A 22,298-nucleotide genomic window follows, 5' to 3' on the forward strand; every position below is an offset into this window, starting at 1 on the left:
GCTTAGAAATACTGATGAGACCAGTTAGTTGAATTGAATATTGTAAATCTCATCAAAATTAATAGTTGGTGAGATTTCAATTTTGTTCTCTTGATGTGCATATTGTCCATAAGCTTTCAATCTATTCGGTAAACTAGCTGCTGGTTCAACGGCAAAATACATATATAATTTATATTCGTCGCTGTTATTATCAATAGTTCTTTTAAAGCGTCCTTACCAAGACTGTTCTAATAGTTCAATTTTATTATATAAACCAATGTAAAATCACCTATTTTTAATAGTTTTGAAAAATCAATAACAAGTCTTACGGTAAAGAGGAAAAATGACAAATGACCTTTTATGTTTATTTCAATACTATAATAGTCGAAAATAACCGTAACTCATAAAAATGAATTACGGTTATTCTATTGGGAGTAGTCCTTATCCCAACAATCGATATTCGTATCATAGATTTTATTCATGTTCACTTGTTCGATTCATTTATTTTTATCTTTATCGTAATTTTTCAATGCTAACTTAGTTGCAAAATAAACAACACATCCAAGTACGAAAAGGTTAATTAACGAGCCGATTAAACCAAGACCCCATCCGCCAAAACCATATCCATGCATCATTCCACCATAACCCCACATCATGTTTATCCCTCCTAGTGACAAATATACCATTAGTTTTCCAACTTTACGATTCTTTATAAGTAAAGGAATTGGAAAAGTAAGACCATAGTCACTTACAAATTCTTTTATACGTGCCATTCCTTTACAAGACTTGTTGTGATACCAACATTTCCCATTAAATTTGTTTAAATTATATGCAGCTTGAATTATTTAAGATTCTTTGTTAAGTCTATTAACATTTGTTCATCCATTGGGCCGACGATTTTTTTCACGATTACACCATTTTGATCAATGATATAGCTAGTAGGAATGGCATGGGCTTCATATAAAGTTCCAATTTCTCCGGTTTCATCTAAAGGAATTGGAAAAGTAAGACCATAATCACTTACAAATTCTTTTATACGTGCCATTCCTTTATCAAGACTTGTTAGATTGACTGCTACTATTTCAATTCCCTTATTTTTATTTTTTTTATAGAAATTTTGTAAATGGGGCATTTCGGCTTTACAAGGCGGACACCAAGTAGCCCAGAAGTTTAGTATAACTATTTTTCCACGTAAGTCAGTTAACTTTACAAACTCCCCTGTTAAATTAACTAATTCAAAATCAGGAGCCGGTTCATTCTCTTCGATAGAGCTAGTTCCCCATTGAATTTTATTATTCTTCGTTTTTCGTTCTTCGAGTGTAGGGGCATTATCTACTGTTGAGGATAATTCATCATCAGCTAATTTAGTGTTTTGTTTTAACTCATACTGTTTCCAAATATTAACACTTATAAGAACAATCGCTAAAAAAACGATTCCTGCTGTTAAAAATTTTTTATACATGACGATTCTTCCCCTCCCCTTTTGGCAGTTTTAGAGAAATTATTGTAATCACGGTTAACCATATTAATGTAAGTACTTTTAATGACAAAATTGATTCAAAAATACTCATGACGACTAATTCCAACAATACAAGTATTAGGAGTAACTGAACAGGCATAGTAAGGCTTTTATTCTTATGCCATATAAATAAAAAGATAGATATTCCTAATAAAATAACATGAAAAATAGTCATTAAGACATTGTGGTTTAAATAACTTTCTATTAGGACAAAAATGAAATAAAAGAGTAAATATAATCTGGAGAATTCAAAAAAAAATGTTCGGGATTTATTCATCCAAATGATAAAATAGATGGTAAGAAACAATAATGCCAATATATGTCCCAACCAGCCCCCATTGTAATATAGAACAGACATTGGATAATCAATAAAAAGTGAGAAGTGAAATAATATATAACTAAACTTCCATATTAAAACATAATAGAAAAAACTATTTCCATACCAATCACTTGTTTTTTCCTTAAAGGCAATTCTGTAAACTACAGAAGCTAAAATAAAAGCAATGACTACTGCAAGTATAGTTGAGGACACGGTTAAGTTCCCTATTTGATAGTAATTCAAGACCACTCACCTACAAATTTTTTATTGACCTTCTTTAGATATATGTCGAAAACCCTCGTGACTTCTAATCACGAGTTGTTGACACAGGGTATTCCATGTATTTAATGGATTTTGCTACAATAAATATCGATTATTAAGAACTCGCTTAAAACTCAAATAAACTAAAAGACGATAACCAAGCGCTGATTTTTTGCATTTGTCCGCTCAACACCAAAAAACCTAGTATAACCATTATCATTCCATTGATAAATGATAGCTTTGGTAGATATTTATTGAGTACTCTTAGCGATTTGAGTGAGTATGAAATAAAAATTGAAATAATAAAAAACGGAATCGCCATTCCTAATGAATAGGCACTTAAAAGAAGAATGCCTTGATTCAATGTTTCTGTTGAACTAGCTAAAAGTAATATAGATGAAAGTGCTAGACTCACACAAGGGGACCAACCTGTAGCAAAAGCCATTCCTAAAACAACAGAATGAATGAGCCCCTTAGATTTCTTAGTAACAATCGGTTTCTTTTCCAACATTAAAAACTTAACATTAAGTAAACCGGCCATCTGAAGACCAAAAATAATAATGATGAATCCAGCAATTTGCATAACAATTAGGCGGTAGTCAGCAAGAACCTTTCCGATAAGACCGGCAGAAGCACCAAGTGCAATAAAGACGAAACTAAAACCTAGAATAAATCCAATAGACCGAATATAAAGTTTGTCTCGATCCACCTGTAATTGTGAATTTTCAATTTTCCCTCCAGTTAAATGTGTGATATAGGCTGGTAATAACGGAAATACACAAGGTGAAAAAAATGAGAGTAACCCTGCTACAATGGCAAACCATATACCAATATCATTCATTGAATTTCTACCTCCCTCCTACTTCTTTCACCTTACAAGTAAATATTAGAATTAATTTCTATCATTCATCACAGTAATACAGTGCGGGGTATATAATAATTCGTATACCTATATAGGTATACTATCTGAACAATAATAGTAAGTCAATCATAATAACTTTTTAAGACAGCATCACTTCCAGCATTTTAACTGGATCAAAGCCACTAATCCATTGTCCATGGAAATTAGTTTGTGGTACAGTAAATTTACCAGTTTTTCCTATTAGTTTAATCAAAGCTAGCGGGTGAAAATCTACATTAATCTCCTTATACGATATTTCATTTAATTCAAGAAAATTCTTTACCATTCCACAGACCGGACATGTTGTTGACGTATAGACAGTTACCTCTTGTCTCATTTTTTCCCTTTCTCCTTAAGATCAGATTATGTTAGTAAGTTCTTTTCTATTCTAATGGCTAAATCAAAGACAACGCTTGTCCCCTACTTCTCATAGGTATTGATGTAGCAAGAAATGGACACCTTTTGCAGCATTATTCCCCTGTTTCAGCAAAATACTTGTTTCTTTCCAGTGTAAAGAACAGAATTGGAATCGTTAGTACAATACCTGTTAAATTAAAACATAAAAATTATCAAACTATAATTATAGTTTTATTGTGATATTAGGAAAGTGGCAAAATTGTCCCCCCAATGGCGCCTGCAATCACTATGATCCATGGTGGTAGTTTCCAGTAGACTAACAAGCTGAACAAAATTGCCGCAAAAGCAAAGTCAATGGGTGCTAATATAGAAGTAGTCCAAATCGGATGGTAAAACGCAGAAATTAATATACCTACTACTCCTGCATTAACCCCCATTAAAGCACTGTTAACTTTTGGATTACGCCGGAAATAATCCCAGAAAGGAAGTGCTCCAAATATTAATAAAAATGCTGGTAAAAATATCGCAACAGTAGCTAATACACCTCCTACCCACCCGTTCATTACAGTACCTAAGTAGGCTGCAAATGTAAATAATGGACCTGGAACGGCTTGAGCTGCCCCATATCCTGCCAGAAAAGTTTCTTCACTTAACCAACCAGTTGTTACAAATTCTCGTTCAAGCAAAGGCAATACGACATGCCCTCCGCCAAACACTAACGAGCCAGACCGGTAAAAACTATCAAACATTGCAATCCAATGAATGGAAGTTACTTCTCTTAATAGTGGAAGTATGATGAGTAGGGAAAAAAATAATACAAGACACCCTGTCGCAAAGCTCCGATTGAGCGAAAACTCTACTTGACTATCAAGTTCTACTTCCTGTTGTCTATATAAAATAAAACCTAAAAGTGCTGATAAAAGGATCATACCTACTTGTGTATAGGCTGTTTGCCATAATAGTGTTACTACTAATACTAACAAGGCAATTGATTTTCTCTTTAAATCAGGTGTCAGTTTTTGAGCCATTCCTAAAATAGCATGAGCAACAATGGCAACAGCAACAATTTTTAAACCATGAATCCAACCTGCATTACTTATATCTAGTCCTTGAAGCATCAATGCGAAAATGATCAGTACAATGACAGAAGGCAAGGTAAAACCAATAAAGGAGACAATGCCTCCTAGGACTCCTGCACGTATAACACCTATACCAATACCTACTTGACTGCTAGCAGGACCAGGTAAAAACTGGCATAAAGCCACTAAGTCAGCATAACTTTTTTCGTCCATCCATTTTCTTCTTTGAATATATTCACTATGAAAATATCCAAGATGAGCTGTTGGCCCGCCAAATGATGTTAAACCTAATCTAGTCGATACTAATAAAATTTCAAGTAAAATTGATAATTTACTAATTTCTCTCGTTTTTGATTTATCCACTTCCCTCTCCCCCCAAGCCGAAACCATAATTCGTTCATAATCTCGCTTCTTATAACGGATAATAACATGTAAGAAATTATCGAACAATCAATTTACAAAAAATTAACATTGAGGACTTTAATGATAAATCTCCGGAGTACGATATTTTAAATAAATAATCAAAATAATATTTTATTATTACTATTTAATAGCATTCGAAATAAATAAAACAACGAAAACTACATGACAATAATCTTATGTAATTTTTAGAAATTTGTGTTAAAATTACATTGATTATATAATGAACAATTCTTAGACACTTCCAAAATAGGATCATATCATACGAATTTAATAAAGAAAACTCATGTCTAGAGCCTTTAGGCGAAGAGAGAGCCGTAGTTGCGCTTATGCGTGTAGGAAAGTAAAAATTAAAAAATTCATATTTTCCTATTAGCTAAAAATAATTGAAGGAGGATGTAATGTTAAAAAGATTAGGGTACGATAAACAGGTAAAATTGGAATTTAATGGTAAACGGTTATGTGGACTTTGGTTACTCATTATTGGTGCAGTAATTATAGTAGCAACAGTCGTAGGCGGTGAATATATTTTAAACCCCATTGTTTTTATGATTGGTTTTGGAATTGGGTTTTATTTAACAAATTACAATAAAACAATTCTTACAAAATTTACGGATGGTGAATTTACGGAGTTTCAAGAAAAAATGTCTCGGATTGGTATACTTTCCTTATTCCCATTGATTTTTATTCTAGGAGGTACATTTATTCCAAGTGGTGATTGGCGAATGATGTGGTTAGGAGCATTACTTGCCACTGGTATTCACTTTTTGCCGTTTTATTTTGTGCATGGAAAGTCAATGATTTACCTAGCCGTAATCTGTTCAGTTTCCGCAATTGTTGGTATGTTTAGTAAAGATATTCCTTTCCTATATTTTGGGGTTGCCGATGGAATAGTTAAAACACTTTTCGGTTTGTATTTATTATTTTTTACAAATAAATCTAGTGAAAATGATTCTTTTCAGTTTCCTAGTTTGAAATAGGTTCGTGATAATTAAGTTCATTTTTAAAATCTAATGCTCTTAGCCGCAGCTTTAGTCGTTTTGCGGCCTTCTCCTTCTTTTCCTTTCCAAAATTAACACTTATCATAGGTTAATCAGTAAGGCACTTGTTCTATAGAGTCATCAGTAACTTCACTATCCTCCAAGTACAATTTGTAGTAAATATTTCTTTAGTTCCTAGTTATTCGCCGGTGTCCACCTACGATTCGGTCACATATTCATGTAATAAATGTGTGTATAAAGGGTGTGTCAAAATGACGAGTAGATTGGAGAAATTTGTAGATCAACTACCAATTCCAGAGTATTTACAACTACGGAGAAGCAGAAATCCTAACTTTTTCCATGAAATTACGATGGAGGAATTCGAGCAAAAGTTACATCGTGATTTACCCGCGACAAGATTGTGGGGTTATAATGGACAGTTTCCAGGACCGGTTATTGAAGCGTTTGAAGGAGATCCTATCCGTATTCTTTGGCAGAATAACTTACCAGAGGAGCACTTTTTACCAGTAGATGAAACAATCTTGCATCATGAAAATATGCCGGAAGTACGAACCGTCGTCCATTTGCATGGCAGTGAAACAGAGCCAGATAGTGATGGTTATCCTGATGCGTGGTATACAAATAATTTTGAGGAGGTAGGCCCTGCTTTTAAAAATAAAGTCTATTATTATCCAAACCAACAAAGGGGCGCCACCCTCTGGTATCATGATCACGCGGCCGGTATTACCCGCCTCAATGTATATGCCGGCCTAGTTGGTATGTACATTCTTCGTGGGCGTGATGAACAAAGATTAAATTTACCACGTGGACCTTATGAAATTCCGCTTATCGTTACAGACAGAACATTCAATGACGATGGTTCGTTATTTTATCCTAGTCAGCCGAATAATCCTTCCGCAAACTTGCCTAATCCTTCCGTTGTCCCCTTCTTTTTAGGTGATACAATTTTAGTAAATGGGAAAGTTTGGCCATATTTAGAAGTTGAACCGAGAAAATATCGATTCCGCTTATTAAATGCCTCGAACACAAGAGCGTATCAATTTTACCTAGATAACGGAGCCCCCATTACTCAAATTGGATCAGACGGTGGCCTATTGCAGCAACCCGTTCTTATTGAACAACTAGCACTAGAGCCTGCCGAGCGAGCTGATTTAATTGTTGACTTCTCCCATTTTGAAGGGGAAACGATTACGTTAAAAAACATCCTTGGTCCAAATGCAAATCCCGATGATGAAACGGATGACATTATGCAATTTCGTGTCACAAAGCGACTCTCAAGTCGGGATATGACTTCAATTCCAAGAATATTATCAAGAATTCCGATTCTCGAACCAATAGATGTTTCTAGAATAAGAAATATGCGGTTAACAACACAAACGGATGAATACGGTCGCCCAGTCTTGCTTCTGAATAATAAAAGATGGACAGATCCCGTTACTGAATTACCACGACTTGGTTCCACTGAAATTTGGTCACTCATGAATTTGACCGCATTTGCTCATCCGATTCACATTCATCTCGTCCAGTTTCAAATTCTTGACAGAAGACCTTTTAACGTTAACCTCTACAATCAGAGAGGAGAAATTCAGTACACAGGCCCAGCTGTCCCTCCACCAGAAAATGAACGGGGATGGAAAGATACCGTAACAGCTCCGGCAGGACAAATTACCCGCGTCATCATGCGATTTGAGCCATATACTGGAGATTACGTATGGCATTGTCATATTTTGGAACATGAAGACTATGATATGATGCGTCCATTTACAGTTAAACCACCGAGAGATGAAAATTAATTTTTTTATGTTTGTGCGTTTTCTTAAGCATCCTATTCAACTAAATCTCTTTTAATGGACACATATTGACAGAACATGAATAAAGACGCCTCGTATTGATGGTGTCTTTACTTGATTTACCGTTATATATTGGATGGGCACAAATCCATACCATTTTTATTTTTAAAAAGAGAGTTCCTTAATAGATGTGTCAGAAATTCAAAATACGATATAGATCTTTTAGCTTTTGAATTTCATATGTCGGTGAAATCTTTGTATAATTTTCTTTTAATTTTGGATTAAACCAACAACTGTCAATTCCAACTAAATGCCCACCTTTTATATCGGAAGTTAGCGAGTCACCAATAATTAAAGTAGCATCTAAATGAACTTGAGGAATTTTCTCAAAAACGTATTGGAAGAATTCTTTTTTCGGCTTTTGATAACCGATTTCATCTGAAACAAACACATCATCAAAGAAAGGCCTCAATCCTGAATCATTCAATCGTTTTGCTTGCGTATCGGCAACACCATTTGTCACAATGAATAATTGATAATCATTTTTTAATGACGAAATAATATCGAAAGCGTCATCGATGAGCTCGTGCCCCTCCTGCAAAAATCTCCTAAACCTTTTTTCTAATTCGATACCATCAACCGTTTCTCCATATTCAGCAAAAAAACGAGAAAATCTTGTATTTAATACTTCATCTCGATCGATTTTTCCTTCCTCATAGGCTTCCCAAAGACTTTTATTAATTGTTTGATAACGCTTTTCCATTTCAGGTGTGAGGGATAAACTATATGACGCGCACAACTGTCTTAACGCCGACTTTTCTGCCGCATCAAAATCTAATAGTGTATCATCAAGATCAAATAATAAAGTGTTATATTTCTGCAAAGTTTCGCCACGTTCCATAATATAGTTTGCTTATCACTTATCAAATAAGCAAAATGTTCTTCACTATTATACTCTTTTATTTAATCTTGAAAAATAATTATACAATACTAGAATCTCATTTAAATTTACTATTAATGCAAATCCTCTTTCCTTCAACAAAGAACAACGGGACTTCATTGACAAAATTCGCTAAAATAATATAATTACAGTAACGAACCCGCCTCTTTTTCTACATCAGGACTAAGGTAGGTTTTGTTTATTATTATGCATGAATTGAGCAGAACTCCAAAAAATTAATTGAGTGAATGGTGGGCGTTAAAAATTCATACGATTGTGAGGAGGAATTAAATTGAGTGAAGATATTTTAAATAAGATTTTAGAGGAAATTCAATCACTTAAAGAAGGACAAACGAACTTACAGTCGCAACTAACAGAAATGAAAACTAGCTTTCAGTCACAACTAACAGAAACGAAAGATAACTTACAGTCGCAACTAACAGAAATAAAAACTAGCTTACAGTCACAACTAACAGAAACGAAAGATAACTTACAGTCACAACTAACAGAAACGAAAGATAACTTACAGTCACAACTAACAGAAGCGAAAGATAACTTACAGTCACAAATCAACGAATTAAAAAATACACAAATGCAATTTGCTGAAAAACAAGATTTGATGCAAATCCAATTACAGGAAACAAACCAAATTGTTCGTGCTATTCGAGATCGTCAAGATGAAACAGACGCAAAACTTGATGCCCTTTCAATAGATGTACACAAACTTTACGGTGAAGACATTGCAATTAAAGAAACCCAGCAAAAGTTAATTCAAGGGCAAGAAAGGCAAGATAAAATTTTGGCATCTTTAGCACTTCATTCGTTAGAACAAGAAACAGATATACGTGATTTAAAACGGATTAAATAATGCAACGGAACTATCTTTTGTGGATTTTCCACTGTTACTGAAAATTATACGAACGACTAATTGTAGTCTTTCCTATCGAAGCTTGTCCATTCATTTGTTGGGGCAAGCATTTTGTTTTTTTCGCCATAAACGACTACTCTTTCCTACTTCCTATGAAAAACTCATCATTGCTACTGAAAAATGGTATAGTTATTATATAGGTATAGTTTCAAACGTTTCGTAACGATTAAAATCGGTTACGATAAAATATGGTAAGTTTATAACTTATTGACAATAATATTAATTAAAAGGATGTAGAAAATGCAAGCTTATTTATTTTTATTATTACTTCTTGGCATCGCATTAATCGTGAAAAATCAATCATTAATCGTATCTGTCGTTTTTTTATTAGCTCTTAAACTCATTTATAATAATGATAAACTGTTCTCAATCATACAAACAAAAGGAATTAATTGGGGCGTTACGATTATTACTATTGCCGTACTTACACCAATTGCTACAGGACAAATTGGGTTTAAAGAATTGGTAGCCTCATTAAAGTCACCTTATGCTTGGATTGCCCTAGCATCTGGTATTCTCGTTGCCATGCTTGCGAAAAACGGTGTTGTTTTATTAGCGAAAGATCCGCATATTACAACTGCATTAGTTCTTGGAACCATTTTAGCTGTTACCCTCTTTAAAGGTGTTGCTGTCGGGCCGCTTATTGGTGCTGGCATCGCTTGGTATGCAATGAAGTTGTTCGGTGTATTATAATTCCGCGATTTACAACCTCCCTTCTTTCCCCAAGACAATTATCTTGAAATTGGATGGAATATGTGTATAATAGTAACTAATTGTATATTCAAAATGTTTTCTAGGGTTCCGTAACGAAAAGTTAGTCTGGTCCGAGAGAAAACTCACGCTAGTCGTGCCACGGAAGGATAAAAGCCTGGGAGATTACTGATTACAGTTTTCTTCAAGGCTTTTTTATTTTGAAAAAAAGTGGAGGTGCCTTTTACTTGAATACAAACTGGATGAAATTAATTTTCGCAGCGTTTTTAGAAGTACTTTGGGTCATAGGCTTGACTCATGCCCATGATTTTTGGGCATGGACTGGGACAATTATTGCCATTATTATCAGTAACTATATTTTAGTTACTGTGGCACAAGTGCTCCCTGCAGGAACAGTTTATGCCATTTATGTCGGATTAGGAACAGCAGGTACTGTTATTGCAGATATTCTTTTCTTCGGTGAACCTTTTCAATGGGGGAAAATTACCTTAATTCTTATATTATTAGCAGGCGTCATCGGTTTGAAACTAGTCACAGAAGAAAACGATGAAAACGTAAAGAAAGAGGCGGTATCTTAATGGCTTGGTTTGTATTAATTATAGCTGGTTTATTGGAGACATTTGGTGTCGCGATGATTAATCAGTTGTCTGTGAAACGAAATTGGCAAACAATCAGTCTATTAATACTAGGATTTGGACTAAGCTTTACTCTCCTCAGCTATTCATTGCGAACAATTCCAATGGGAACTGGTTATGCGATTTGGACTGGAATCGGGGTTGTTGGTGGTACCCTCATTGGTATGGTCTTTTATGGGGAATCTAAGGATTGGAAAAGAGCAACTTTCATTGCCATGGTATTAGGTGCAGCCGTTGGTCTAAAATTAGTTTCATAATACTTTCATTAACATCCAACCATTCTAATTTTACTTCAGGAATTAGAATGGTTTTTTCTATCCTTCTTTCTAAAACTTGATTTTAGTCAAGGTGAGTATTCGATTACAACAGTACAATAAAAACATAGAAAAAAATTATTGCTTTTACGAGGAGGAAGTTAAAATGACAGAAAGTATAACAATTAATAACCAAATAAAGGAACTTTCAATCGAACAACTGATTGAACATATTATGGAAAATCATCTACAGGAAGAACGATACCTTATTCGGGAAGTGGATAAACTATTAAACCGAATTATTATTGCCCACTATAATCACGATCGTGACCTCGTATTACTGTTACATCGGAACTTTAGTGAACTAAAAATCGAGCTCGAACAATTTTTTGCGAGAGAAGAGAAGGAATATTTTAAAGCAATTTTAGAAACAACTCTATCTAAGGAAAAAAATGATGTAATTCAAACCAATATTGCTGAAATGAAATCATATCAATCGGACATTGAGGAAATCATTGACCGTTTAATAAAAGGAATTAACAATTTTACTCTTCCAGATTTTGCATGTCCAACAATGAAACTCGCTTATAGCAAACTTCAAGAATTAATCGAGAATGTTTCTCTACAATTCACTTTGGAAAATACCGTTCTCTTTACACATTTTGAATAAACCTACGAGTTTCTTATTAAAAAGGCCGATTTTTCACATCGGTCTTTTTTTAGTATGAATTTATTAATATCTACTTTCCTATAAGCTAAAAAAGTCACAGAACTGAACCCATATTATTTAGATGAAGGCCCTTTAATACGATAAATGATGTTATGGTATAATTATTTAAAAGTTGTTCATTTACCATTACACAAATTGATACAAGATTGGGGGTTTTTTTATGTATAAAATACTAATCGTTGAAGATGATTTTGTTATTGCAAAATCTCTCCAAAGTCATCTCCGTTCGTGGGGGTACGAGGTGGAGGTGGTAACTGATTTCCAACAAGTGATGCAAACCTATATTGCTTTTGATCCACAATTAATTCTCCTAGATATTTCCCTCCCCTTTATGAATGGGTTTACTCTTTGTAGCGAGATTCGGAAGGTATCAAAAGTTCCAATCATGTTTATTTCTTCTGCTTCGGATAATATGAATATCGTGATGGCCATTAATATGGGTGGGGATGACTTTATTGCAAAACCATTTGATATAAATATCCTTACTTCTAAAGTTCAGGCATTATTGCGCCGCGCATACGATTTTACTGGCCAATCAAACTTAATCGAACATAATGGTGCCATACTAAATACGAGCGATGGTACACTTACCTATCAAGGAAAAAAAATCGATTTAACGAAAAATGACCTTAAAATCTTACATATTTTACTTGAAAATAAAGGAAGAACGGTCACAAGAGATGCAATCATGACACGCCTTTGGGAAACGGATAGCTTTATTGATGATAATACGTTAACCGTTAATATGACACGGTTACGGAAAAAGCTTGAAGCTATTGGCCTACAAAATTTTATTAAAACAAAAAAAGGGATTGGCTATTTGGTGGACTAATATGGAAGGGAAAAGAAATTTGTTCCTCGCTTACTTGAAAAAAAATCGAAAGTGGATTTTCTTATTATTCACGGTTTTTCTTTGCTTTTATCTTGTTTTTTATCTTCATCATCTGTCAATGGCTCCAATCCTTTACGCAACCCTTTTATATGTATACATTGGTGTGATTTTTCTCATTGTTGATTACGTAAAATTTCGCAATCGATATCGAATCTTACAGCTATTGCAAAAAACAATCACCATTCAAAACGATGAATTGCCACCACCAAACAATATTATTGAAGAAAGGTATCAAGAACTCATCCGCATATTATTTTCTAATCGTAATGAGATGGCAGCGTTAGCAGAAAATAAACAAAAAGACTTAGTGGATTACTTTACGCAATGGACACATCAAATTAAAACACCGATTGCCGCGATGAGGCTTCTTTTACAAACTGGACAAAATGAACAATATCATGACCTTGATTTGGAATTGTTTAAAATCGAACAATATGTCCAATTTGTTTTGCAATACCTTCGTTTAGATGATATGTCAAATGACCTTGAAATTAAAAGAATTGATTTAGATGACCTAATTAAGCAAGCGATTCGTAAAAACGCAAAACCTTTCATTCTTAAAAAGATTTCCTTACATTACAACGAGTTAAATTGCGCTGTTTTAACTGATGAAAAATGGTTGTTATTTGTCATCGAGCAAGTACTTTCAAACGCATTGAAATATACAAATAAAGGATCGATATTTATATATATGGAACCAAATCCGAATAAAAAACTTCTCGTTATTGAAGATACAGGAATTGGTATCCGCTCGGAGGACTTACCACGAATTTTTGAAAAAGGTTTCACCGGTTATAATGGAAGAACTTACAAAGGTGCGACAGGAATTGGACTATATCTTTGTAAACAAATCCTTACAAAGCTGTCCCATGAAATTATTATCCAATCCGAGCAAGGAAAAGGAACAAAAGTAATTATTGATTTAACGACCGTAAACCTTCAAACAGAATAATTATTCTAGCGATTCCTCTTCCCTATCTTTTAAAAACCGAAAACTTACAAAAATGTAAGATTGACACGTCTATTGTAAGGGAATGTTATGTTGGAAAAAGACCTCTCTTTGTTATACTGAACATGAAATGAAGTTACGGAGGGATACTCATGACACTATTAGAAGTAAAAAATGTTAAAAAGGTGTATACTACCCGCTTTGGTGGAAATCATGTTCAGGCTTTAACTAATGTGAGCTTTTCTGTTGAAGAAGGTGAATATGTTGCGATTATGGGGGAATCAGGATCAGGGAAAACAACGCTTCTCAATATTTTAGCTGCACTCGATAAGCCAACTAGTGGAGAAGTCTTATTAAACGGGAAAAATATCGTCTCCATTAAAGATAAGGAAATTTCCGCATTTAGAAGACAAAATCTTGGCTTTGTTTTTCAAGATTTTAACTTACTTGATACGTTTTCACTACAAGATAATATCTTTTTACCACTCGTGCTATCCGGGAAAACTTTTGCAGAAATGAATACGAGCCTACAACCACTTGCTGAAAAATTACGGATTAAAGACATTTTACCTAAGTTTCCATACGAAGTTTCTGGTGGGCAAAAGCAAAGAGCAGCCGTTGCAAGAGCATTAATTACGAAGCCAAAGTTAGTGCTAGCGGATGAACCGACCGGCGCCTTAGATTCACGTGCATCCGATGACTTGTTACAGATTTTCTCACAAGTGAATCAAGATGGGCAAACCATTCTAATGGTAACACATAGTACGAAGGCAGCGAGCCATGCAAGCCGTGTTCTCTTTATAAAAGACGGTGTTGTTTTTCACCAATTATATAGAGGGACGCTATCCAATGAAGAGATGTACCAAAAAATTTCCCATACCCTAAATTTAATTGCAACGGGTGGTGTTCGTAATGAGTAAATTTTTCTATGTAAAACTAGCACTTACGAACATTGTAAAAAATCGAAAAACTTATCTTCCGTACATTCTCACTTGTATTGGAACCATTGCCATGTTTTATATTATGCATTTTATATCTGGTAATACAGGATTAGAAAAGATGTCCGGTGGCGAACAACTGCGGATCCTCCTTGGAATGGGAACGCATATCATCGGTATTTTCTCTGTTATCTTTCTGTTTTATACGAACAGCTTTTTAATTAAACGACGTAAAAAAGAGTTCGGTCTTTTTAACATTTTGGGAATGGAGAAAAAACATATCGCCAAAGTGATTTTATGGGAGACAGTTTATATAACCGGAATTAGTCTTATAGCTGGTCTTGCCTCAGGCGTTATTTTAAGTAAGTTAATGTTCTTACTACTTAATAGTTTACTACATTTCGAAGTGCCACTTACGTATATTATCTCAATCAAATCAATTAGTATGACGATCATTCTTTTTATTGGTATCTTTATCTTTACGATGCTGAATAATTTACGTCATATTCATTTAGCTAAACCAATTGAGTTATTAAAAGGTGGTCAAGTTGGCGAAAAAGAACCGAGAACGAAATGGTTACTTGTCCTCATTGGTATTGGGACCTTGTCATATGGTTACTATATCGCTCTCGTTACGGAATCCCCATTAGAAGCACTGTTGAAATTTTTCGTAGCCGTTTTGCTTGTAATTATTGGAACATACGCATTGTTTACTGCAGGTACGATTGCCTTACTTAAAGGACTTCGAAAAAATAAAGGCTTCTATTACAAAACGAAAAATTTCATTAGCGTATCCGGAATGATTTATCGGATGAAACAAAATGCTGTTGGGCTAGCTAACATATGTATCTTGTCAACAATGGTTCTTGTGATGTTGTCAACAACTGTTTCCTTATATATCGGGATGGAAGATGTATTACGCACACGGTATCCAAAAGATATTGAATTTACAGCACATAATGTAGCAAAAGAAGATGCTCGCTTGGCAGAAAACGAAATTTATAAGGTAGCAAAAAAACACGGCATTGCTGTTCAAAATATAGACTCCTATCGGTATGCGGATTTTCCTGCTATTCGTCACGGGGATACGTTCACAACAGATGACGCAACATTAGAATCATTCACCAACCTATCCATCATTGGTTTACTGCCACTTGACGAGTATAATAAATTAGCAAAAAAATCAATTACACTCGAAGAAAATGAAGCCCTTCTATATACGTATAGAGGTGACCCGATGAATGAAATGATTACACTTAACGGACGCAATTTTCATATTAAAGAGCAGTTGAAAAGTTTACCAATAACTGGAGAAGCTTCAGCGATGTTAGCGGACACGTATTTTATTATCATGAAAGACGAAAAGATTATTAAAAATATTTATCCTGCTAAGGCGCTTGGAGATACGGAATGGAAAGACTTATCGTTTTATTATGGATTTGATGCCGTTGGAAATCCAGATAATGAAGTAGCCTTAACAAAGAACTTATCTAAACAGTTATTGAAAGTCGGTGTGGATGGGCGTGCTGACGGGGTAGAGGAATCTAGAGAAATATTTTATTCCTTGTATGGTGGTCTCTTCTTCCTCGGTATATTCCTAGGAATTCTCTTTATTATGGCCACCGTGTTAATTATTTACTATAAACAGATTTCTGAAGGGTTTGATGATAAAGCTCGATTTGAAATTATGCAAAAGGTAGGCTTAAGTAAGGATGAAATTAAAAAATCGATTAAAAGCCAAGTGTTAATTGTCTTTTTCTTACCACTCGTAACTGCTGTCATTCATATTGCTTTCGCATTCAAAGTAATTACAAAACTTTTAGCAGTACTAAACTTAACAAATGTCAGCTTATTTGCCATCTGTACAGTGGGCACAATTCTTGTATTTGCTTTATTTTATGCAATTATCTACACACTTACCGCACGAGAGTATTATAAAATTGTAAGTTAAGCTGAAAATTTCCGTGTAATTGATGATGAAAATTCGAATGACTCAAAACAATCTACAGCTAAAGTTAAACCCAGGATTAAACATTCCTGGGTTTTATTCTGACAAGGTGTGTTATCAAGTCATGTATACATAATTACAAAATTTCCATTGTCGGGTAATCACGATCGGGATACCAGTCAATTTCAATCTCAAATGAATGTTTATCACGTTTGATTTCATACTCAATTTCAACTTCCAATTGGTTAGAAGGCTTAATTTCAACCACTTCTTTCCCTTGGGTAATGATAAACTTCTGATCTTCCTTTAACTTTTTTGCGATAGACTCTAACATTGCTGCGAATTCAAGGAGACTTTGGGTTTCTTTATGCTTAACTAAAACTTGAGTTACTGGTTTTTCATCTTTTTCCATGAAATCCCCCCCTTACGTAAAATGATATGATTTCACCCTTACTCATATGATAGCATAATGAACTATATTTACTAAGTAAAGGGAAAGCAATCATTACCTTTCTAACCTTAATGTATCTTTAAATCTCTTTTCTTTCATGGCATACTGCTTTTTTCCCATTGAATATGCCAAGAACGGTATCGTTTATTTTTTTCAATTTATTTCATACGAAACCACTTTCAAAAAAATACTTTCGTTGATAAAATAAATATATAAGAAATTTTTTTCCTTTCATTATTTAAATTAAAGAAATATTTTTTCTAATCTAATCGGACAAACTACATTACGTAAGTGTCTAGAAAAAGGAGATGTACTTTAAAATGTCACATGAAACGTATTATTTGGGTGTGGATATTGGGACGACTAGTACGAAATCAGTTTTATTCGGAAATTCTGGAACTGTCATTCAAATGAGCCATATCGAGTACCCATTATATAGCCCGCTTCCATCGATTGCAGAACAAGATCCAGATCAAATTTTCCATGCTGTTATTAAGTCTATGAAAGATACCATTCACAAATCAAAGATAGAACCTAAAGATATTGAACTTGTTTCCTTTAGTTCTGCTATGCATAGTTTAATATTAGTTGATAAAGACGGAAAACCAATCACGAAATGTATTACTTGGGCAGATAGCCGTGCATCCAAGTGGGCTGAAAAGATTAAAAATGAGCAAAATGGATTAGAGATTTATAAACGAACAGGTACGCCCATTCATCCCATGACCCCTCTAGCAAAAATCACTTGGTTAAAAGATGAGCATCCTGACATTTTTGCAAAAGCTCATAAATTCATAGGAATTAAGGAATATATTTTTTACAAGCTTTTCAACGAATATATTATTGATTATTCAATTGCTTCCGCCACAGGTATGTTTAATCTAGAAAAACTGGATTGGGACCCGAGTGCATTAAAAGTTGCAAATATTAACATCAATCAATTGTCCAAACCAGTACCAACTACTTATATTAAGACAGGTATTCTCCCTGAATTTGCGATGGAGATTGGATTACCTAGTGATACACCTTTTGTTATTGGCGCAAGTGATGGTGTTCTTTCTAATCTTGGTGTAAATGCTATTGATCCAGGGGTTGTTGCTGTTACCATTGGTACAAGTGGAGCAATACGAACAGTAACTAATAAACCAGTAACGGATCCAAAAGGACGTATATTCTGTTATGCATTAACAGAGAATCACTGGGTCGTTGGTGGTCCAGTGAATAATGGCGGCATGACTTTTCGGTGGGTTCGGGACGAGTTAGCTTCAAGTGAAGTTGAAACAGCAAAAAGACTAGGCATTGACCCATATGATGTCTTAACAAAAATAGCCTCCAGAGTAGCCCCTGGTTCAGATGGTCTTCTCTTCCATCCTTATTTAGCTGGAGAACGCGCGCCAATATGGAATGCGAATGCAAAAGGTTCATTTTTCGGACTTGGTCTACATCATAAACGTGAACATATGATTCGATCTGTACTAGAAGGGGTTATTTTAAATTTATATACAGTTATGTTAGCACTTCAAGAACTAATCGGTATGCCAAAAAAAATTCAAGCAACTGGCGGATTTGCCCGTTCAGAATTATGGAGACAAATGTTAGCAGATATATTTAACCATGAAGTTGTTGTTCCGGAAAGTTTTGAAAGCTCTTGTCTCGGTGCAATTGTTTTAGGGATGTATGCTTTAGGAAAGATAGATGACTTTTCAATCATATCAGAGTGGATTGGTACGACACATGCACATGAACCAATTAAAGAGAATGTAGAAGTTTATGAAGAGATAATACCTATTTTTATTCGTATATCTCGATTACTAGAAAATGAATACGAAGAAATAACTAAATTCCAACAAAAATGGGTGAAAAATTAAATATACCTATTAAACCGAACCAATTAAGGGCTGTAAAAAAAATGACAACCCTTTTACGATAACGTAAATTGAACAGTTAAGCTATGGAATATATCCTAAAAAGGGTGTCCGAAGTAATAATTGTCGGGCACCCTTTTGTTTTTTTACAAATAACGGTATTCAATACTCGTACTTAACTTTCTATAGCATGACCACCAAATCCATTTCGCAATGCAGCAATAACTTTACCTGAAAATGTGTCACTCTCTAGAGAACGGTAACGCATCATTAAAGCAAGTGTGATTACTGGTGTGGGTACTTGGAGATCTAGAGCTGTTTCAACCGTCCATTTACCTTCACCTGATGAATGCATGACTCCTTTAATCTCTTCCAAGTTTGCATCCTTCGAAAACGCATCTTCCATTAATTCCATTAGCCAAGAACGAACAACGGAACCATTATTCCAGTTTTTAGCAACTTTTTCAAGGTCATAGTCGTACTCACTCTTGTACAAAACTTCGAACCCTTCTGCAATAGCTTGCATCATTCCATATTCGACACCATTGTGAACCATTTTTAAAAAGTGACCACTACCATGTTTTCCACAATATAAATAGCCGTCATTTACACAAGTATCTTTAAAGATTTGTTCAATTGATTGAAAGACAGATTTATCTCCTCCAATCATCATACATGCACCATTTCTCGCCCCTGAAATCCCTCCACTTGTACCAACATCAAGAAAATGGATTCCTTTACTTTTTAATTTTTCTGCACGTGCAATAGAGTCCTTATATTTTGAATTTCCACCATCGATTACAATATCATTTTCAGATAATAAATCCGTTAACTCATTAATCACATTCGTTGTAATTTCTCCGGCTGGTACCATAACCCAAACCACTTTCGGACTTGGTAATTGAGAAACAAGCTCTAAAATAGAATTTGCCCCCTTTCCCCCATCAGTTTTAAAATTGGCAACGACTTCTGAATCAATATCATAAGCAACAACTTCATGTTGATGTTCCATTAAATTTAAAGCTAGATTATATCCCATTTTTCCTAATCCAATTAAACCAATATTCATGCTAAAAACTCCTCTCAATGTGTTCGCGATTTTTTTATCACTGCTTTATATATTCGAAAAATATTTTTTCATTTTACCAGATATGGTATACTATCAATAAAATTAAATAAATATGCGAGGGATAGGTTATGTCGAAAAACTGTTTAGGGAAAATCCGCTCACACTATTCAAGGCTAAGTGAAAAAGAAAGAAAAATTGCGGATTATATATTAAATAATCCCGAAAAAATTATTCATTGTACGATTAGTGATATTTCAGAAGACTTAAATGTTGCTGATGCGACTGTTTTTCGCTTTTGTAAAAGAATTGGGTTCAAAGGATATCAAGCAATGAAAATCGCTCTAGCTGCAGAAATCATTGAACCGATTCAACAAATCCACGAAGAAATTTCTGATTTAGATAGTGAGAAAACAATTGTAGAGAAAATATTTCATTCAAATATAACTACCTTAAATCGAACATTAAATTTAATTGATGAGAAAACAATTGAAAGCGCTGTTGGTTTATTATTATCAGCCAATCGGGTTTATTTTTATGGCACCGGTGGTTCTGCAGTCATTGCAATGGATGCTTACCATAAATTTATTCGTACAGGTATTGAGTCTTTTGCATTTATTGACTCTCACTTCCAAATTATGTCAGCCTCACAATTGACAAAAAAGGATGTCGCCGTTGTTATATCCCATTCAGGCACAAACATTGATACAATTAACATTTTAAAAGTTGCAAGGAAAAACGGTGCAAAAACCATTGGTATAACCGGATACCCTAAGTCACCACTTGCCCAAAATTCAGATGTCATACTCTATACAAGTTCTGAAGAAACCGAGTTCCGTTCTGAAGCTTTATCTTCAAGAATTGCTCAATTAAGTTTAATAGACGCCCTTTACGTAAATGTGATGATTTTAAATAAAGAAAAAGCGAAAAAATCTTTAGCAAAAGTTAGAGATGCAATTTCTGAAACAAGAATGTAATATTAGAGAGAATCAATTATTTAACGGATTCTCTCTTTTTTGTAAACACATTTAAATGATTACATTTAGGATTAATGCACAAATGAATGCAACAAATGAAAGAATGGTTTCGAGTAATGTCCAAGTCATAAATGTTTCTTTAACCGATAATCCTAGATACTCTTTTACCATCCAGAAGCCGGCATCATTGACATGAGAAAACATGAGTGATCCAGCGCCTGTCACGATTACAAGTAGTTCTAAATTTACGCCTGTCATATTTGCAATGATAGGAGATACAATACCTGCTGCAGTTGTAAGTGCCACTGTAGCTGATCCTGTAGCAATCCGAATCAATCCAGCAATGAGAAAAGCTAATACTAAAGGTGATAGTGATAAATTTTGTGCCATATTCCCAATCGTTTCACCGACACCACTATCAATTAAAACTTGTTTAAATCCACCCCCGGCACCGATAATTAAAATAATAGAACCAACAGGTAAAATACATTCATCCACGAATTTCTTAATTTGATTTTTTACAATTCCTTGGCGAAATCCTAGAAAATAAAAAGCAGAAAAACAAGAAATTAATAAAGCGATTAAAGGACTCCCAATAAATTCAAGAAATTTTATTCCACTTTCTGGCAACTTCTTTAAAAATGGAGAAAATGTTCCCAATACCATTAAAATAACTGGCATTAAAATAGAAAGGAAAGAAATACCGACACTAGGTAATTTTCTATTTTGCGAATCGTCAACTTTAAGTAATCCTGATTCACCAGATGGAACCACTTTTTTACTTATATATTTTGCAAATATTGGTCCCCCAATAATCCCAGCAGGAATAGCAATCACTAACGAATATAGTAATACTTTTCCAAGATTCGCATCATAGATTCCTATTGCTGCAACCGCACCCGGATGTGGTGGAACTAATCCATGAACAATGGATAGTCCAGCAATTGCGGGTAATCCGATTAATAATAAATTTTTCTTTGTTGCTTGTTGAATTGAAATAACTAATGGTAATATAATTAGAATTCCTACTTCGAAAAATACAGGAATACCGATAATAAATCCTGAGAAAAACATCGCCCATGGCAATCTTTTTTCACCAAAAACTTTCACAAAGTAATTTGCAATTTGTAAACCTGCCCCTGATTCCGAGAGCATTTTACCAAGAATTGTACCTAATGCTAAAATTCCCACTAAATGGCCTAATACACTACCAACACCTGTTTCGTAAGCATGAACAATTTTATCCCATGACATGCCAGTAAATATTGCTAAAAACAAGCTAGCAACTGTTAAACTGATAAAAGCATGCCATTTAAACAGAGAAACTCCTAAAATAACGATTACAATGGCTAGAAGTGTAATGATAAGTACGTATGCATCCATGTAAA

23 protein-coding genes and 1 riboswitch are annotated in these 22,298 nt (G+C 34.4%); of the genes, 13 read left to right on the forward strand and 10 right to left on the reverse strand.

Features of this window, described 5'->3' with window-relative positions; translation table 11 throughout:
• Positions 1–24: 24 nt before the first annotated feature.
• The 6 genes from BN2144_RS19960 to BN2144_RS16900 form a co-directional block, all read right to left on the reverse strand.
• The gene (locus BN2144_RS19960; protein WP_154665515.1) at positions 25–162 is read right to left on the reverse strand and encodes a hypothetical protein; all 138 of its coding nucleotides are present in this window, start codon (positions 160–162) and stop codon (positions 25–27) included.
• A 314-nt stretch (positions 163–476) separates the two neighbouring features.
• A complete protein-coding gene (locus tag BN2144_RS19745) occupies positions 477–752 on the reverse strand; it encodes a hypothetical protein (RefSeq protein WP_139017909.1) in 276 nt (91 codons plus the stop codon).
• Between the two features lie 68 nt (positions 753–820).
• Positions 821–1,441, reverse strand: a complete 621-nt coding sequence (locus BN2144_RS16880; RefSeq protein ID WP_033829388.1) for a peroxiredoxin family protein — start codon at positions 1,439–1,441, stop codon at positions 821–823.
• 764 nt (positions 1,442–2,205) lie between these two features.
• Positions 2,206–2,919, reverse strand: a complete 714-nt coding sequence (locus tag BN2144_RS16890; RefSeq protein WP_082195265.1) for a cytochrome c biogenesis CcdA family protein — start codon at positions 2,917–2,919, stop codon at positions 2,206–2,208.
• Positions 2,920–3,079: 160 nt separating this feature from the next.
• On the reverse strand, positions 3,080–3,316 hold the full coding sequence (locus BN2144_RS16895) for a glutaredoxin family protein (protein WP_033829390.1): 237 nt from the start codon (positions 3,314–3,316) through the stop codon (positions 3,080–3,082).
• 262 nt (positions 3,317–3,578) lie between these two features.
• A complete protein-coding gene (locus BN2144_RS16900; protein WP_042338100.1) occupies positions 3,579–4,778 on the reverse strand; it encodes a chromate transporter in 1,200 nt (399 codons plus the stop codon).
• A gap of 458 nt (positions 4,779–5,236) precedes the next feature.
• On the opposite strand from BN2144_RS16900, the gene BN2144_RS16905 reads away from it, so the two are divergent.
• Both BN2144_RS16905 and BN2144_RS16910 read left to right on the forward strand, forming a co-directional pair.
• Positions 5,237–5,815, forward strand: a complete 579-nt coding sequence (locus tag BN2144_RS16905; RefSeq protein ID WP_033829391.1) for a DUF6609 family protein — start codon at positions 5,237–5,239, stop codon at positions 5,813–5,815.
• Between the two features lie 272 nt (positions 5,816–6,087).
• The gene (locus BN2144_RS16910; RefSeq protein ID WP_033829392.1) at positions 6,088–7,629 is read left to right on the forward strand and encodes a multicopper oxidase family protein; all 1,542 of its coding nucleotides are present in this window, start codon (positions 6,088–6,090) and stop codon (positions 7,627–7,629) included.
• A gap of 190 nt (positions 7,630–7,819) precedes the next feature.
• Here BN2144_RS16910 and BN2144_RS16915 read toward each other — a convergent pair whose 3' ends face one another.
• The gene (locus BN2144_RS16915; RefSeq protein ID WP_033829435.1) at positions 7,820–8,509 is read right to left on the reverse strand and encodes a YjjG family noncanonical pyrimidine nucleotidase; all 690 of its coding nucleotides are present in this window, start codon (positions 8,507–8,509) and stop codon (positions 7,820–7,822) included.
• Between the two features lie 349 nt (positions 8,510–8,858).
• Between BN2144_RS16915 and BN2144_RS20490 the strand changes: the two genes are divergently transcribed.
• The 9 genes from BN2144_RS20490 (at position 8,859) to BN2144_RS16960 (ending at position 16,554) form a co-directional block, all read left to right on the forward strand.
• A complete protein-coding gene (locus BN2144_RS20490; protein ID WP_230199763.1) occupies positions 8,859–9,434 on the forward strand; it encodes a hypothetical protein in 576 nt (191 codons plus the stop codon).
• A gap of 300 nt (positions 9,435–9,734) precedes the next feature.
• Positions 9,735–10,187: a DUF441 domain-containing protein gene (locus BN2144_RS16925; RefSeq protein WP_033829393.1), complete on the forward strand. Its 453-nt coding sequence runs from the start codon at positions 9,735–9,737 to the stop codon at positions 10,185–10,187.
• Positions 10,188–10,276: 89 nt separating this feature from the next.
• Positions 10,277–10,371, forward strand: a riboswitch (guanidine-I (ykkC/yxkD leader).
• 61 nt (positions 10,372–10,432) lie between these two features.
• A complete protein-coding gene (locus tag BN2144_RS16930; RefSeq protein ID WP_033829394.1) occupies positions 10,433–10,783 on the forward strand; it encodes a DMT family transporter in 351 nt (116 codons plus the stop codon).
• On the forward strand, positions 10,783–11,097 hold the full coding sequence (locus BN2144_RS16935) for a DMT family transporter (RefSeq protein ID WP_033829395.1): 315 nt from the start codon (positions 10,783–10,785) through the stop codon (positions 11,095–11,097). The genes BN2144_RS16930 and BN2144_RS16935 overlap by 1 nt, the downstream gene beginning before the upstream one ends.
• A 163-nt stretch (positions 11,098–11,260) precedes the next feature.
• Complete coding sequence (locus BN2144_RS16940; protein ID WP_050632353.1) at positions 11,261–11,764, forward strand: hemerythrin domain-containing protein; 504 nt, start codon at positions 11,261–11,263, stop codon at positions 11,762–11,764.
• A gap of 220 nt (positions 11,765–11,984) precedes the next feature.
• Positions 11,985–12,656: a response regulator transcription factor gene (locus tag BN2144_RS16945; protein WP_033829396.1), complete on the forward strand. Its 672-nt coding sequence runs from the start codon at positions 11,985–11,987 to the stop codon at positions 12,654–12,656.
• 1 nt (position 12,657) lies between these two features.
• Positions 12,658–13,668, forward strand: a complete 1,011-nt coding sequence (locus tag BN2144_RS16950) for a sensor histidine kinase (RefSeq protein ID WP_033829397.1) — start codon at positions 12,658–12,660, stop codon at positions 13,666–13,668.
• A gap of 149 nt (positions 13,669–13,817) precedes the next feature.
• A complete protein-coding gene (locus tag BN2144_RS16955) occupies positions 13,818–14,585 on the forward strand; it encodes an ABC transporter ATP-binding protein (RefSeq protein WP_033829398.1) in 768 nt (255 codons plus the stop codon).
• Entirely contained in the window at positions 14,578–16,554 is a 1,977-nt protein-coding gene (locus BN2144_RS16960) for an ABC transporter permease (protein WP_033829399.1), read from the forward strand. Before BN2144_RS16955 ends, BN2144_RS16960 begins: the two co-directional genes overlap by 8 nt.
• A 133-nt stretch (positions 16,555–16,687) precedes the next feature.
• Here the strand turns inward: BN2144_RS16960 and BN2144_RS16965 are convergent, their stop codons facing one another.
• Positions 16,688–16,963, reverse strand: a complete 276-nt coding sequence (locus tag BN2144_RS16965; protein WP_033829400.1) for an amphi-Trp domain-containing protein — start codon at positions 16,961–16,963, stop codon at positions 16,688–16,690.
• Between the two features lie 359 nt (positions 16,964–17,322).
• On the opposite strand from BN2144_RS16965, the gene gntK reads away from it, so the two are divergent.
• Positions 17,323–18,870 carry a gluconokinase gene (gene gntK / locus BN2144_RS16970; RefSeq protein ID WP_033829401.1) on the forward strand — a complete coding sequence of 516 codons (1,548 nt, stop codon included), beginning with the start codon at positions 17,323–17,325 and terminating at the stop codon, positions 18,868–18,870.
• Positions 18,871–19,042: 172 nt separating this feature from the next.
• On the opposite strand, the gene gnd is transcribed toward gntK, so the two are convergent.
• Positions 19,043–19,936, reverse strand: coding sequence for a phosphogluconate dehydrogenase (NAD(+)-dependent, decarboxylating) (gene gnd / locus BN2144_RS16975; protein WP_033829402.1), 894 nt, complete (start codon positions 19,934–19,936; stop codon positions 19,043–19,045).
• Positions 19,937–20,064: 128 nt separating this feature from the next.
• On the opposite strand from gnd, the gene BN2144_RS16980 reads away from it, so the two are divergent.
• Positions 20,065–20,910, forward strand: a complete 846-nt coding sequence (locus tag BN2144_RS16980; RefSeq protein ID WP_033829403.1) for a MurR/RpiR family transcriptional regulator — start codon at positions 20,065–20,067, stop codon at positions 20,908–20,910.
• 51 nt (positions 20,911–20,961) lie between these two features.
• Here BN2144_RS16980 and BN2144_RS16985 read toward each other — a convergent pair whose 3' ends face one another.
• Positions 20,962–22,293 carry a GntT/GntP/DsdX family permease gene (locus BN2144_RS16985; protein WP_033829404.1) on the reverse strand — a complete coding sequence of 444 codons (1,332 nt, stop codon included), beginning with the start codon at positions 22,291–22,293 and terminating at the stop codon, positions 20,962–20,964.
• Positions 22,294–22,298 lie beyond the last annotated feature (5 nt).

It is taken from the genome of Bacillus andreraoultii (assembly GCF_001244735.1).
GTDB classification, from domain to species: Bacteria; Bacillota; Bacilli; order Bacillales; family Caldibacillaceae; genus Caldifermentibacillus; species Caldifermentibacillus andreraoultii.

Excerpts from the sequence above, each read along its gene's own strand:
- BN2144_RS16935 (WP_033829395.1), top strand. The coding sequence starts at position 10,783 with ATGGCTTGGTTTGTATTAATTATAGCTGGTTTATTGGAGACATTTGGT.
- gnd (WP_033829402.1), bottom strand. The coding sequence starts at position 19,936 with ATGAATATTGGTTTAATTGGATTAGGAAAAATGGGATATAATCTAGCT.
- BN2144_RS16895 (WP_033829390.1), bottom strand. The coding sequence starts at position 3,316 with ATGAGACAAGAGGTAACTGTCTATACGTCAACAACATGTCCGGTCTGT.
- BN2144_RS16925 (WP_033829393.1), top strand. The coding sequence starts at position 9,735 with ATGCAAGCTTATTTATTTTTATTATTACTTCTTGGCATCGCATTAATC.
- BN2144_RS16950 (WP_033829397.1), top strand. The coding sequence starts at position 12,658 with ATGGAAGGGAAAAGAAATTTGTTCCTCGCTTACTTGAAAAAAAATCGA.
- BN2144_RS16985 (WP_033829404.1), bottom strand. The coding sequence starts at position 22,293 with ATGGATGCATACGTACTTATCATTACACTTCTAGCCATTGTAATCGTT.
- BN2144_RS19745 (WP_139017909.1), bottom strand. The coding sequence starts at position 752 with ATGGCACGTATAAAAGAATTTGTAAGTGACTATGGTCTTACTTTTCCA.
- BN2144_RS19960 (WP_154665515.1), bottom strand. The coding sequence starts at position 162 with ATGTATTTTGCCGTTGAACCAGCAGCTAGTTTACCGAATAGATTGAAA.
- BN2144_RS16905 (WP_033829391.1), top strand. The coding sequence starts at position 5,237 with ATGTTAAAAAGATTAGGGTACGATAAACAGGTAAAATTGGAATTTAAT.
- BN2144_RS16960 (WP_033829399.1), top strand. The coding sequence starts at position 14,578 with ATGAGTAAATTTTTCTATGTAAAACTAGCACTTACGAACATTGTAAAA.
- gntK (WP_033829401.1), top strand. The coding sequence starts at position 17,323 with ATGTCACATGAAACGTATTATTTGGGTGTGGATATTGGGACGACTAGT.
- BN2144_RS16880 (WP_033829388.1), bottom strand. The coding sequence starts at position 1,441 with ATGTATAAAAAATTTTTAACAGCAGGAATCGTTTTTTTAGCGATTGTT.
- BN2144_RS16910 (WP_033829392.1), top strand. The coding sequence starts at position 6,088 with ATGACGAGTAGATTGGAGAAATTTGTAGATCAACTACCAATTCCAGAG.
- BN2144_RS16965 (WP_033829400.1), bottom strand. The coding sequence starts at position 16,963 with ATGGAAAAAGATGAAAAACCAGTAACTCAAGTTTTAGTTAAGCATAAA.
- BN2144_RS16940 (WP_050632353.1), top strand. The coding sequence starts at position 11,261 with ATGACAGAAAGTATAACAATTAATAACCAAATAAAGGAACTTTCAATC.
- BN2144_RS16955 (WP_033829398.1), top strand. The coding sequence starts at position 13,818 with ATGACACTATTAGAAGTAAAAAATGTTAAAAAGGTGTATACTACCCGC.
- BN2144_RS16945 (WP_033829396.1), top strand. The coding sequence starts at position 11,985 with ATGTATAAAATACTAATCGTTGAAGATGATTTTGTTATTGCAAAATCT.
- BN2144_RS16980 (WP_033829403.1), top strand. The coding sequence starts at position 20,065 with ATGTCGAAAAACTGTTTAGGGAAAATCCGCTCACACTATTCAAGGCTA.
- BN2144_RS16890 (WP_082195265.1), bottom strand. The coding sequence starts at position 2,919 with ATGAATGATATTGGTATATGGTTTGCCATTGTAGCAGGGTTACTCTCA.